This is a genomic window from Mariniflexile sp. HMF6888 (assembly GCF_044335535.1).
In the GTDB taxonomy this organism is placed as follows: Bacteria; Bacteroidota; Bacteroidia; order Flavobacteriales; family Flavobacteriaceae; genus Mariniflexile.
Genome location: NZ_JBIQVZ010000003.1, coordinates 56,010 through 70,366, shown reverse-complemented (window position 1 = coordinate 70,366; position 14,357 = coordinate 56,010). Strand labels below are relative to the sequence as shown.

Genomic DNA, 14,357 nt, shown 5'->3' with positions numbered 1-14,357 from the left:
TAATTCATTTTTGAATTGGGTTCCGTATTCGTATAAATAATTCATTCCTTGTTGCGGATATTTAGGTGAAAGTGAATATGAACAGTATGATTTTCGGGAGCCATCCATTTCTCGCATAATCACTTCCCATAGTCATATCGAAACCAGTCAACATCCACATATCCCTTATCTTCTTTTGTATTGAAATTAAAAATCCCGATGCGATCTCCCCGGTAGCTGCCCCAAGTTAATTGAGACCTATTCCCAAATGGTTGATAAGACTTGCCATCGTTACTAAAAGCATAGCTACTGATTCCGTCAATACCCCAAGTTGATCGAAGCCAGATAGATTTCCCATTAACCCTTATGCCTAAAGTGTCTTTTCCATTGCTGGAATATAGTAAACTACGTGTTCCATTTTCCTGTTTAATACCAAATAAGCTATGGCTGGTGGTTGAAAAATGTGTCAACCCGGCAAATTGACCGTCGACCATATGGCTAATGTCTATTTTTACAGTTGCAACATTGGAAGACGTACGCATACTTCTTTGTGTGATTGTGTTTCCTGCCCGAAGTATAACACTTTTTTCTTTGTTTAACTGAGTGGGCGTAAAAGCATGAAGTCGAAGAAAACCTTTGCGCTCTGATAAAGACCATTTGTCGGCTCGTGGTTGATAGTTCCACTCCCATTGAACGTTTAGTTTCTTGGTTTTGAACTCATCACTGCTTTGAATGGAAAGTTTCTTTTTATGCGATATTGGTTTTTCACCACCCCAAACCATGCGACCAATGGCATCTGTACCTACTTCACCAATAATTGGCCATCCATCAACCCAGTGAACAGGCAACAAACTGGCGGGACGCCCTTCCCAATCTCCGTTACCATGATGCGTAAAGAAATACCATTTGTCTGTTGACACCTGCAATAAGCCCCCTTGATTGGGCTCCCTATCAAGCTTTTTATCAACATGATTTAATTGCCTGATTTCCCAGGGCCCATAAATATTTTTCGAACGTTCCATCATGATCACACGCCCTTCCGGTTTCACTTCACTAAAATAGTGGTAATAAAGTCCATTGAACTTATAAAGTTTATTCGCTTCACTTCCCTGAGATTGATGTATGATGGCGTCTGATTCCATGATTAGATTTTTTCCATCAGGTGTCATTTTAAATAAATGAATGTTGTACTTTTTATTGTTTTTCGGATCAAGTGCAAAATTGGTAGCAATAAAATATAGCTGACCATCATCATCACAAAACGAACTGCAGTCGTCCCACCCACTTACCTTCCATAATTGATGAAGAGGTTCCCATGGTCCTGCGGGATTTGTAGCAGAACTCATAAAAAAACCATCATCGGGCGTACCAAAATATATCCAAAACTTATTTTTATAATACCTTAAGGAACCTGCCCAAATACCCTTGCCATAACAATTCATCCGGTCCCAGTTCAATTCCGGACTTATGCGGGTGAGGTCCTCAGCCACATGGCTGATAATTTCCCAGTTTACAAGATCTTTGGAATGAAGTACCGCCATGCCAGGCGAAAATTGCATAGTGGAAGATATCGCATAATAATCGTCGCCCACACGTATGGCATCAAGGTCACTGTAATCTGCTGGAAGAACAGGGTTAACATAGGTTCCGTTTCCTTGGTCTCCCCATTTCCCAGTCATTTGAGCCTGTGAACACAAACTTGCCAATTGAAAACAAAACAGAAACAATAAAAATCTAAAACAAATCATGCTAAAAATGTATGTTTTTTATTTAATAAATATGCCACTCCCAAATACCATTGATGCCACTTAAAATTTTCACTCTTAAATAACGTGCTTTTACATTCAAATTGTCTGTATGTGGCGATTGAATGACAACCTCGGGATGCCCACCACACGGTTTCCATGTGTTGCCGTTAGTGGAATATTCTAGCACATACGCGTGTCCTGCAGTGGGGCGAACAAAATACACTTCACTGCGTTTGATATTCCGTGACTTACCCAAATCTGCAACGATCCAGGAAGCAGTATCCTCTGGGTCTGGCATCCATCTCGAGCCATTCGCATCATCGAAGGCAAATTTCGATGGGAAGGATTCTGTTCTTTTAAATAACGAATCTTTATTACGCTTAATTACCAAATCGGAGCGGACACTCGATGCCTTTGAGCTGACAACTTTGATTTTTTCTCTATAGGGTACAGTGTGAAGGGCACCTACTCCGTTGAGCGTTAAATCGACAGGTCGAATGGTTCCGTCTTCATTAAATTCCAACTTGTTCACATAGGTTTGTCGGTTGGTACTTCTCCTGCCGAATTCCAAATATGCAAAATAGTAATCATCGGTTCCTGGCACATTAAATACACAACCATGGCCTGGACCAAATACTTGGCGTTCGTGATTGGTAGTAGATATAATGTCATTTTTAGGAAAATCGAATGGCCCCAGTGGCGATGTTTTGCCCATCATGTAAGCATATTGGTATTTTTCATCACCACCAAGCGTATATAGGTAGTAGTAGATACCTTTTCGTTTAAAAAAGATGGGGCCTTCTGAATAACCTTGCCGTTTTGTTGAAATTTCAATAATAGAGGTAGTATCTACAGAAACCATATCTGGGTTCAGTTTAGCCGCAGACCTGAGCTGCCAGAAAACATAAGCCTGTTGGTCATCGTCTATAAAAATTTCAGCATCTATACCGGCAGGACCTTTGGGATCTTTGGATTTTAATAAAGTCGCCGGAGTAAAGGGTGTAGAAAAAACATCAACACCCTGAGCCAATTTAAAAGGCCCATCAGGCGAATCTGCAACAGCAGGATACATAAAACCATTGACCGTTGGATATATATAATATTTGCCATTCGCTGCAACAGCCTTGCTGGGTGCCCAGTATTTATGTCCCACGGCAGAAGGGAAATAAGATCCGGAAAAACTCCAGTGTACAAAGTCTTTCGACTTCCATACTACCGGCGGACCAGATGTTTCCAATCCTCTATCGTAGCCATCTGTTGTTGCATAACAATAGAAGGTTCCGTTAATTTCCTGGATGCTGGCATCTGCAATCATATCAGGGATCAGCGGATTGCCGAAAGGATTTTTAGTCTGAGCTTTTACTGAAAGAACAAAAAACAATAAAAAGCAGTTTAAGAATGCTTTTATTGTAACAGGAGAAAACATTGGTCTTTTTACCAAAAGAGGCAATATGTCAATAATAGTTTTCATGTTTTTTTAATTTAATTACTTGTAAATTCATTACAACACAATAGGATTGAATATGCCTAATTCTCTATAACCGAGCAACAAATCCTCCCCCGGGCACCAATTTAATTGTCAGTACATCTTTTGGAGAAACCATTTGTTCCCGCCTGTCGATACTGCTATTATTCTGTTTGTCATCGTAGATTAATGTGGCATTAGTAGATTTTTTGAGGAAATCCAGAGGGATTTTAACTTCACGTTCTGTAGCCCCGTTCAGTACACCAATCCACCATGTAGTATCTTTACGACGAGCATAAGCCACCACCTCACCAATGCTTGTGCATGACAAGACCTTGGTTTCATCCCAAACTGTTGGTATCTCCTGAAATAAATCGAACATGGGGTTTTCAAGGTAGAATTTATACTGATCGGTAAAATGGGTTACAGGTGAAAGAAACACTATTGCTTGTGCAAACTCATGTGGCCAGGTAAATTTTGTTGTGGTAAGTTGTTCAGGGTCTAAAATTACAGGTGTATAATCAGCTGCACCAGCCATATAACGGGTAAAAGGCACACAAACATCCTGTTCTAATGGAGCCACACGATGGTATCTTGTCATGTGGTATTCATTTCCTCGTACGGCTTCTCGGGTAATATCCATTGGATAGGTACGTGTCAAACCTGTAGGTTTAACGCTTCCATGAAAGTTTAACAGTAATTTTAATTCGGCACAGTCTTGCATGGTCCCCATATACCACTGCATAATATTGGCAGTAGCGTCGGGAATAAAATCAATCTTAATCCCATCAATACCAAGTGCTTTTACTTTTTCTAAATATATACGACGTTTGCTCCCCTCAAGCATCTCTTTGGAATCGACCCATACAATTGATTTTACACCAACACTTTTACCATAATCAACGACTTCCGCCAACAATGCCCATTGATCTTTGTCTTGGCTATGCCATTTACGCCAGCCATCGTCAATTAAGTAATACTCCCATTTCAATTTTGCGGCGGCATCATACCAGTTTTTCTGATCCTCATAAACAGGGCTACCAACACTCCACCATTGCCATAGACAACGACCGGGTTTTACCCATGAAAAATCTGTTTCTTTAGCAGGTGCAGGGCAGAGATTCATTAATAAATCAGAGTTTATCAAGTCCGTTAAATTCTGGGTAACTATGGTAGTCCGCCAAGGCGATACGCTTTGTCCCTGATACATCCCATTTAATACCGAAGGCCCATTGTCATCTCTTTTTTTTATATCCCATCCTTGTTTTTCAAAAGGGAAAACCACTTTAAAATTATTTCCCTTGCGTATAAAAGCCATATCGGAAAAAGTCTGGCAGTCAGCTTCAGAAATGGAAATATAACGACCTGCAACTTCAAAAGTAATGGGACCCATAAGCGGTTTGTCTTGTGGGATTTCCACTAAAGTTGTTGCCTGGCTTAGCTCTTCATAACATTGGCTAAAACCAGACCAAGCAACTTTGTTGGTTTTTTTAGGAAGCTTCCATGATGTCGATTCATTGTATATGTGCTTCGCCCCTTCAGGTATTGTGTAACGGATGGCCACACCATCATTATACACCCGTACAATCAGTTTAAATAATTTGCCCGATGTTTCTAGAGGAATAGTAACCTCCCTAGCATGATTATAGGCAATAGTATGGCTTCCCATAACAGGATAATTTTCATTAATTTCACTAATGATTGGGTCAGAAATGACTTTTGTATTTTTTCCTAAGTCAATTCCATCAACCGTTATTCCTAAAGGCGATGTTTCTAAAACCCGAGTTTTTTTTGACATGATTGAATATGAAAGGCGCCCTTCTTTAGTAATAGTAACCAAAGCAGAAAGTTGTTTATTGGGGCTGGTAATTTTAATTATATTTTCGGCAAAAGCCCAATTGATTCCTGCAAGTAAAAAACTTGATGTAATAATACATACAATTATTTTCTTCATTTTGTTTTTTTTTAATCCTATTCAATCTATTATTGTTTATAATGGACTCTTCCTTCTGTATCCCTTGCGATATAACTCAAAAAAGCCTTCAGCCACAGGACGGAGCATATAAAAATAACCCAGAGGTAATTTTAACGAACGAGCTGGCTTGCACAAAGGGTATTTTTGCTTCAATTAAAAAAGCTTAAACGATTTTAGTATAGGATTTTTATAAAATACCTATGGGTCATTTTCTTTTTTAGTGCCTTTATAACTTTTCGGTTAACGCACTGCCTTTATAAGTCACCGTTTTCACAGGGTTGCTTTCATTTAATCCTACTCCTGTTTTTTTATTTACCAAAACCAAACGGAATTGACGCTTTTTTAACATGCCAGGAAACTCCCCTTGACAATCAGAAATATTTAATGTTCTCTTTATATCATCCCATTTAAAAGTAATTGTAGTATATAGTCCTTTTTCATAGTTGTAATTATCACCTTCGTCTTCATATAAGGTGAATTCACCATCGGCACCAGGATAAATACGAATTTCCATATCGTCTGCCTTTTTTTCTAAAGCATACTGAACTTCGGGCCCCCAAGGTATAATAGTCCCTGCTTTTACATATAAAGGCATGATGTTAATTGGGGTTTTCTTTTCTATAGTTTGCCCACCTTTATAGGATTTTCCAGTCCAAAAATCAAACCATTTGGTATTTGCTGGCAAATACACTGAAGTAGATTTTGTTTCACTAAAGTTTTCTATGGGATCAATATATTTAGTATCATCTTTTTTTGTTTCTACATACATTGGTTCTGTTACTGGGCAAACTAAAAATGATTTTCCAAACATGTATTGCTTGTCAATATCAAGAACATTTTTATCTTCAGAAAAATCCATCATTAAAGCTCGCATCATACTAGATCCATTTGCTGATACATCCCATGAAGTTGAATATATATAAGGAAGTAAACGATACCGTAGATTAATGTATTTTTCAATGGCATCATAAGTCCAATCACCTTTTTTTCCAAACTGGTAAATCTCTCTTGGTGTATCCGTTCCATGTGAACGCATCATTGGACAGAACGTGCCGAACTGTAACCAGCGAACATAAATTTCATGAAATGCTTTATTTTCAACTCCGCCTGGAAAATTCCAAGCAAAAAAGCCACCAATATCGCTATTCCAATAGGGTATTCCACATAGCGAAAAATTAAGTCCTGCTGAAATTTGATTACGTAGTACATTCCAATCTGTTACTACATCACCAGACCACGAATTTGCACCATAGCGCTGTTGGCCGGCAAAAGCTGAACGAGTTAAAATAAAAACTCTTTTCTCATCGGTTGTGGCACGTTGGTGGGTCGAAACTCCTTTAATATGCTCAAGAGGAAATGCATTTACCACAGAGCGGTATGGACCAAGAAATGTTGGTTGTTCAAAATCCTCATCCTTAACTTCAATGTGATCTGGCTCTGAGGAATCTAACCACCATGCATCATTATTGATGTTAGAAAAAACGCCTTTATTAAGGTAATCCCAATAAATATCACGAGCTACAGGATTATATACGTCGTATGGTTTCGTTCCTGAATTTGGAGGCCATGTTAAAAAGTTAAGTTGCATGTTTCGGCTTTTAAACTCAGCATATTGTTTTGTTAAAGGTCCAAAACCCGGCCAAGCTACAATCATTAAATGGGCATTCATATCATGCACTTCATCAACCATTGCTTTTGGGTCTGGAAAAATTGTTTTATCAAAACCCATTCTGTTCCAAACACTATCCTGTCCCCAATAGCGCCAATCTTGAATAATCCCATCTAATGGCACTCCCAATTCACGATATTTTTTAACTACTCCAACAGTTTCAAACTGTGTTTTATAGCGTTCGCGACTTTGCCAATAACCATAAGTCCAGTAAGGAAACATTGGCACTTCTCCTGTTAAGTCGCGCATTTGAGCAATAACACCATCAGCATTTCCACCAAACATAACATAATAATCAATACATTGCCCAATTTCAGAATCGAAAGAAGTTGCTTCTTGATTATTAGAAAAAGTAGTTGGCGAATAGTTGTCCCAAAATAACCCATATCCTTTGTTAGACAAGAAAAATGGAATGACTGTTTCCTGATTTCCTTGTTTCAAAAATACTTCCTGATTGCGTTGCGACATTTTGCCTTGTTGCAACTGTCCCAAACCATAAATGTATTCTGAAGGCTCTAACTGAAACATTTGCTTTACATTAAAAGCATCAACTCCTGCATACTTCTTAGGAATTATGGCAGTTCCCTTTTCCTTTTCAGATATCAAAAGTTGGTTTTCGGTATTAAAGAATTCAATTAGCCCAGTCTTTTTATTTACTGTAACCTTTATTGAAGAACTTGTTAACGTAATCATTTCATCAGTCTCTTCAATCTTAACAGGAACATCTTGGGCTTCCTTTACAACAGAAAGGCTTTCTTTTTTGAAATCTACTCCTTCTACTGATTTTATAATACGTACAATTTGAGGGCTGTAAAATTGAATGTTAATATCAATGGAATTGACTGTTATTTTTATTCCTGGTTTGTTTTCAATAAAATTCACTGAGTGAACATTAGAATTAGCAATATAAAAAATATCGCTGGAATGGACATTTGTCTTAATTCTTGACTTACTTTCAATATAATTGCCTGCATAAATATTAGGGCTGAACATATAAAAAGTTAATAAAACTGACAGTAAAATTTTTCTTGGCATTTTATTAGATTTTTGATTGTTTATAAAAAGAGAAGTTCATTAATTAAAATGAACTTCTCATATAAAAACTCTAGATTATCATAATGAATAACCTGGATTTTGTGTCAAATTTGAGTTTTTGGCTATTTCACTCTGAGGGATAGGGAATAATGCTCTATAATCACCATTTGGCGAGTGTGACAACCAGGATTTCTTGGTAAAAACTCCAAAACGGATCATATCGGAGCGGCGACGGGCTTCCTGACAGAATTCCCAACCCAATTCATCAAGCATACGGCCGTACTGTATATCAGCCCCTCCTTCTTCTGTTGATTCCAGATGGTTTCTCAAACCGTAATCATAAGTGCTTCCCCCAGCGAGCTCTGCTCCGGTAACCACTGCTTTTTCAGGATTGTTTTTAAAGTTGCGGGCACGTACTTCGGAGACAATAGCTGCTGCTTCATCAGCAAGTCCTGTTCTTAAGAGGCTTTCTGCCTTCATCATCAAAATATCGGCATATCTGAAAAGTGGCCAGTCGTTACTCAACCGGTTTGTGGCTCCCATCGCTATTTCAAATTTGCCTAAACGAAATCCATCAACTTCTTCTGATTCATCAACTCCGCCAACATAATTACGGAAAAACAATGGTTTCCCAGCCCAATCACCCATGCTCGCAATAATGGGATCTCCATTTGCAGCATACTGTGGCCCTTTGATATAATTATCAATATACCTAGAGTCTAGGGTGTCAAATGTGCTAATAAATTGAGGAACAGCACAAACACCACCCCAAGGGCTGTATTCTAGGTTGTAGGTTTTTTGGTTGCCTGGATCCAATGTTTGCATATGCACATCAAACGAGTTCCAATCACTGACATACTTTGAATCAAATGGCAATGCAAAAATGATTTCATTTGAATTTTGATTCTCAGTAATAAATACATTTTTCTGGTTTGATTCCAAACTGAATTCACCTGAATTAATGATTGTATTACATACTTCAATGCAAGCGTCCCATTGCGGAGTTCCGGTGTACACTTCAGCGTTCAGGTACATTTTGGCCAACAGGCTAAGCGCTGCCCATTTGTTAAATTTTCCATAGGTTGCCTGACTATTTTCCTCGCTTACCATCGAGATATTGTCGATTATGTCTTTTACTATGAAATCATATACCTCTTTCCGTGTGTTTTGCTGAGGCAGAAAACCTTCAGGCACATCAAAACTGTCAACAATTGGTACGTTCCCATAAATATCACATAAAATCCAGTAATAAGAGGCTCTTAAGATTTTCATCTCTGCTACTAATGGATCAACGTCTTCTGCGGCAACAGGAATTTGTCCTGTTTGAACCTGATAAATAATACGGTTGCAATTGGTGATTCCACCGTATGCTCTTGTCCAGATATTGATAACAATATCATCATCAGTTGTCCACTTATGTTCGTGGATGCGACGGTACACTCCTCCATCAACCCAACCATTTGGGCGGGCGGGTGTCAACATTTCATCACCGGAAACTTCTTGTGCACGATATACGGTATTCCATTGTAAGAGAAGACCACGCCAATCGACATAAGGTGCACCGGTAATTGCCGGTATATCATAAGCGGTTGGAACAAACTCACTTGAAATAATCTGATCATAAGAAGTGTCTTCCAGTTTTGTACAGGAAGTAATTAGGATCAGAAAGAGTGCAACAGCAGCCACTCCTGAACAGGTAATATATTTTATTTTTTTCATATCTTTCTAATTAATAATTAAAATGTCACGTTAAGTCCAATGGTAAAAGTTCTCGTAGTAGGATATTTGTACGGAGAGTCCATTCCAGGATCCAATCCAGATGTTGGCGTCTGAACAACACCGGCTTGAGCCGTTGAAACTGGATTTCGTAAACTAACTTCAGGATCTATCCCTTTGTATCCGGTTATGATAAACGCGTTAAGAACTGACGCATAAATGCGTGCCGACTGGAAGTATTTGTTCCCGTTTTTATTATTGAAGTTATACCCCAATGTGATGTTGTCAATTTTCCAGTAGTCCCCATTTTCGATGTAGTAGCTATTGAATTCGAGTGGCGATTTCAATTGGGTTTTACCATATACCGGATCGAATGCAGTTTTGAGTACATTGTACTGGACATAAGTCGGGTTCTCAAACATCATACGTTGTAGGTTTGCCACCTGAAATTTGAACGCACCTCTTTGTGAAATACTTAAATCCCAGTTCTTATAACTAAAAGAATTGTTCCAACTGAGGTGGTATTTTGGAATTCCGTTTCCAATAACTTTCTTATCCTCAAAAGAATGCCCAAAGTCGGTGTATTTTACGGGTTGACCGTCGGCTCCTTCATAAACCCATTGACCATAATTCCCCGGATCACCAGTCTCATCATTGCCAATATCAATTACTTTATAGCCATAAAAATCGCCAACCGGGCCTCCAACTTTTAATAGATGGGAGAAAGTCTGAATCGGCGGGAAAATAGCCCCTACCCTTAAATAATCTGTTGACTGTTGGTAAATGTCGTTTGAAAGACTGACCAGTTTATTTGAGTTCGTAGAGAAGCCAACGCTAGTATTCCAAACCATATCCTTGGTTTTAACAGCCATAAAATTAAGCATGACTTCCACACCCTTGTTTTCCATTACTCCAACATTTGCCAAGGTTTGATTGTAAAGATTCGGAGGGCTCGGCACCGCAAATATTGATAGAAGATCATGGATCTGACGGTTGTAGTAATCAATGCTACCACTAATACGGTTATCCAACATACTGAAATCAACCCCAATATCCGTTTCGCGTTTTTCTTCCCATTTCAAATTAGGATTTGGGTTGGAAGCAGGAACCAGTGTTTTTACCCAATTACCATTGGAATACACATAGCCATAACCGTAATCAAGAATTCCAACTGCCTTAAACAAATCAGAAGGTTGTGAACCAGTGACTCCATACCCTGCCCTTAATTTAATGTCATTAAATAGGGTCTGATTTTGCATGAAAGATTCTTCTGTAACTCTCCAGCCTACTGAAATTGCGGGAAATGTACCCCAAGGATTATTTGTTCCCCATAATTGACTGGCTTCTTCACGGCGGATACTTGCCATTAAAAGGTATCTATTGTCATAGTTATAGCTCAATCGGCCAAAATATCCTATCAGGTTGGTCTTTTTTCTATAGTTCTTAATCAAGCCCTCATATTTCCCACTACTAATAGCTTGTCCAAGTCCAATATTGTTGTATCCAAACTTATCGGTTGGGAAATCCCAGTTTCTCATTTCATAATCGCTGTATTCATTATCCTGATAACTATATCCTCCTAAAATAGTGAAATTGTGATCCTTTACAGACTTTTTGTATTCTGCAGAGAGTTCAACTAAGTGATCGATTGATTCTTTTCCTCCAATAACTGCATAACCATTCCTGTTATCCCGTAAGGTGCTTGCATGTTGTTTTGTTTCAGCATAGCCATTCTCTTCAGTACTTTTCCCGTATGAAAAGACTCCTGATAATTTTAGGCCATCAATAGGAGCATAGACAACAGAGCCTTTATATCTCGAAATTTGGTTATTTGCCTTTCCGTCACTTTCGTATAAGTCAGATACCGGACTTTGATAATCAAACTTCGTAAGCTCCTGAAACCATGTTCCGTCAGGATTCTTAACAGGAGCGGTTGGGTTTTGCATGATGGACTGTCGGTAAATATTCGAGTTAAAACCATTCCATTCCGAAGAGGAGCTGAATAAATTGATGTTGAATTTCAGTTTATTGTCAAACATGCTATGGTTAAAGTCCACGCGACCCTTGAATGTCTCATTGTAAGACTTTCTAAATATTCCTTCATTGTTATCATAGTTTAAACTTACCAGGTAATTGGTTGTTTGGTTACCACCACGGAATGTTAAGTTGTGCGATTGAATCAATGGAGTTTGGCTTATCTCTTTAAACCAATCTGTGTTTTCTCCATAATCAGGCATTTCATTTTGACGGAAACCTGCAGTGACCTGATTCCTAAAATCGGCTGCGGTCGATAAGTTAAGCTTCCGTGCGATGGTTTGAGTACTTACAAAGGTTTGATATTCAACAGTACTTTTGCCATCCCCGCCGCGTGCACTTTTTGTTGTGATCAGGATTACACCATTTGTTCCCCGAGTACCATAAATTGCAGCTGCAGAACCATCTTTAAGCACATCAATGGTCTCAATATCCCGAGGTGATACTGTTTTCATATCGCCAGGAATTCCATCAATAAGAACTAATGGATCCTGATTCTGTCCCATTAGTGAACTATTCCCACGTAAAAGAATCTGGGTTTTACCTGTAGGGTCACCACTGGACGAAATGATTGTTAGACCAGCTACTTTCCCCTGTATTAATTGGCCTGCGTCAGTAACACTTCCTTTGATGAAATCATCAGCTTTTACAGTGGCTACCGAGCTGGTTACATCCGCTTTTTTCATGGTTCCATAACCAATTACAACTACTTCATCTAGCGCAGCTGCATTTTCTACCAGCGTAATAGCAATATTAGTCTGATTACCAATAGCTACTTCTTGTGTTAAGAAACCAACATAAGAAATAACAAGTGTGGCATTTTTATCTGAAACGTTTAATGAAAAGTTACCATCAAAATCTGACTGCGTACCATTTGTGGTGCCTTTTTCTATAATATTTGCTCCAGGTAACGGTTGACCATTACTATCTGATATAGTTCCAGAAATTGGAATACCTTGCTCTTTTGTATTATCCAAAGGATTTGGACTTACCAATACTGGTTTTTCTTTAATAATAATGGTGTTTTTATCAGATAACTCAAAATTCAAGTTTTCCTTTGATAAGCTTTCCTCCAATAACTTTGACACCAATATCTCTCCTTTTTCCAAATGTACTTTTGGAGCATCCTTAAATAAGTTTCTGGGATAAATAAAACGATAATCTGTTTGCTGTTTGATGATTTTAAAAACCTGATCAACGGTAACCAATTGATCTTGATCGATCAAAACTTTTTCTTGAGAAAATGAACTTTCTCCATTTAAACTGAAAACCGTTGTACAAAATAAAAAGATAAACGTTTTCATAATTGAGAATAATAGCCGTCTCCGAATAATCGAACGGACAATAGTTGATTTAATTTTCATAAATTTGCATTGTGTTAGTTAAACATTTAATTAATACACTCTAGAGGGACGGAGTTTGATACACGCCAAATGTTATGACTTCGCCCTTTTTTTTAAACTACTCTTATTTTATTATTACTGTTTTGTTTTTTATTTTATAGTCATTAATTATTTTAAAATTTTTAACAATTTTTAATATGTCTTCTATGTTTTGATTTTTATCTAATATTCCGTTGAATTCTATATTCTCACTTTCTTGATTTACAAAAAATACCTCTATATCGTACCATCTGGCTAAAACTTTCATAATTTCTTTTAATGGTTTGTTTTCAAAACTAAAAATGCCTTGTCTCCATGAAACTTCGTTATACACATCTACATTCACTACCGATAAAACGTTGGTGTTCAAATTAAAATTAGATTGTTGTGTTGGACTTAATTTTTGTTTTTCCCCATTAAAGTCTAGTACTACCTTGCCTTCTGCCAAAGTAGTGTAAATATTGGTTTCGTCTTTATAGGCTTTGATATTGAACTCTGTTCCTAAAACCTCAACCACTTGATTTTGGTTTATTACTTTAAATTTTGATCCTTTATGGTTAGTGCTAGGGGATACATCAAAATAAGCCTCTCCATAAACAAGTTCCACATTTCGGGTTTCACCTTTAATAAAAGACACGGGGTATTTAAGTTGGGATTCTGAGTTTAACCATACTTTTGTGCCATCTGATAATTCAACAAAAAACTGACCGCCTCTAGGAATGGTTAGATAATTGTATTCAGGTTTTTTATTGGGGTTGTTTTTTGAATTATATACAATTTTTTCGCCATTGCTTTTAAAATTACCAGCTTCATAGTTACTCCCCCTTTCTAAAGCTACAACAGTTCCATTTTCTAATGTTAGGGTAGCCTTATCAGTGCCTGTTTTTATATTATTGTTTACTGTTATTGACACACATTCATTAGAGTTGTTAAAGAGTGTGTCTCTAAAAAAACATGTAGATACCAATAATCCTATTAGGACGGCAGCGGCAGTATATTTCCAATATAAAAACCTTACGGATGGTTTTGTAATATTACTTTTTACTTTTTTCCAATCTTCCTTTTTTTTAATTTGATTTGCTAGGTTAAGACGCTCTTTTATTAAAGTTTTATCGGTAAGATTCTTCAATATATATGTTTTGTCAGCATCATTAAAAATATCGGAAGCTTCTAAATCTGTAGGTTTCTCGTCTTTTAATAACGAGGATGCAAGTTTTTTGGATAGTATAATGATTTTATTGAAAACAGACATGCGATGTATAAATGTGTGGTTAATTAACTTAAAAATATGCTTATTTAACCTTAAGACGACAAAATGTTAAGATAGGGTTAAAAAAAATTCACTTTTTTTTTA

Annotated in this window: 7 protein-coding genes; all 7 read right to left on the bottom strand. The window is 37.6% G+C overall.

What is annotated here, in order from left to right; all coding sequences use genetic code 11:
- Positions 1 to 119 precede the first annotated feature (119 nt).
- The 7 genes from ACGLWY_RS08870 to ACGLWY_RS08840 all read right to left on the bottom strand — a co-directional run bounded on the left by ACGLWY_RS08870 (position 120) and on the right by ACGLWY_RS08840 (position 14,255).
- Positions 120 to 1,658 (bottom strand): glycoside hydrolase 43 family protein, encoded by a 1,539-nt coding sequence (locus ACGLWY_RS08870; RefSeq protein ID WP_396619323.1) that lies wholly within the window; start codon positions 1,656 to 1,658, stop codon positions 120 to 122.
- A gap of 91 nt (positions 1,659 to 1,749) precedes the next feature.
- Positions 1,750 to 3,153 (bottom strand): family 43 glycosylhydrolase, encoded by a 1,404-nt coding sequence (locus ACGLWY_RS08865; protein WP_396619694.1) that lies wholly within the window; start codon positions 3,151 to 3,153, stop codon positions 1,750 to 1,752.
- 109 nt (positions 3,154 to 3,262) lie between these two features.
- On the bottom strand, positions 3,263 to 5,146 hold the full coding sequence (locus ACGLWY_RS08860; RefSeq protein WP_396619322.1) for a glycoside hydrolase family 97 catalytic domain-containing protein: 1,884 nt from the start codon (positions 5,144 to 5,146) through the stop codon (positions 3,263 to 3,265).
- A gap of 247 nt (positions 5,147 to 5,393) precedes the next feature.
- A complete protein-coding gene (locus ACGLWY_RS08855) occupies positions 5,394 to 7,871 on the bottom strand; it encodes a TIM-barrel domain-containing protein (RefSeq protein WP_396619321.1) in 2,478 nt (825 codons plus the stop codon).
- Positions 7,872 to 7,949: 78 nt separating this feature from the next.
- On the bottom strand, positions 7,950 to 9,590 hold the full coding sequence (locus ACGLWY_RS08850) for a RagB/SusD family nutrient uptake outer membrane protein (RefSeq protein WP_396619320.1): 1,641 nt from the start codon (positions 9,588 to 9,590) through the stop codon (positions 7,950 to 7,952).
- A gap of 17 nt (positions 9,591 to 9,607) precedes the next feature.
- A complete protein-coding gene (locus ACGLWY_RS08845) occupies positions 9,608 to 12,925 on the bottom strand; it encodes a SusC/RagA family TonB-linked outer membrane protein (protein ID WP_396619319.1) in 3,318 nt (1,105 codons plus the stop codon).
- A 163-nt stretch (positions 12,926 to 13,088) separates the two neighbouring features.
- A complete protein-coding gene (locus tag ACGLWY_RS08840) occupies positions 13,089 to 14,255 on the bottom strand; it encodes a FecR family protein (RefSeq protein ID WP_396619318.1) in 1,167 nt (388 codons plus the stop codon).
- Between the last annotated feature and the right edge of the window lie 102 nt (positions 14,256 to 14,357).

Coding starts and splice junctions, on each gene's coding strand:
- ACGLWY_RS08870 (WP_396619323.1), bottom strand. CDS start 1,658: ATGACTGGGAAATGGGGAGACCAAGGAAACGGAACCTATGTTAACCCT.
- ACGLWY_RS08865 (WP_396619694.1), bottom strand. CDS start 3,153: ATGTTTTCTCCTGTTACAATAAAAGCATTCTTAAACTGCTTTTTATTG.
- ACGLWY_RS08860 (WP_396619322.1), bottom strand. CDS start 5,146: ATGAAGAAAATAATTGTATGTATTATTACATCAAGTTTTTTACTTGCA.
- ACGLWY_RS08855 (WP_396619321.1), bottom strand. CDS start 7,871: ATGCCAAGAAAAATTTTACTGTCAGTTTTATTAACTTTTTATATGTTC.
- ACGLWY_RS08850 (WP_396619320.1), bottom strand. CDS start 9,590: ATGAAAAAAATAAAATATATTACCTGTTCAGGAGTGGCTGCTGTTGCA.
- ACGLWY_RS08845 (WP_396619319.1), bottom strand. CDS start 12,925: ATGAAAACGTTTATCTTTTTATTTTGTACAACGGTTTTCAGTTTAAAT.
- ACGLWY_RS08840 (WP_396619318.1), bottom strand. CDS start 14,255: ATGTCTGTTTTCAATAAAATCATTATACTATCCAAAAAACTTGCATCC.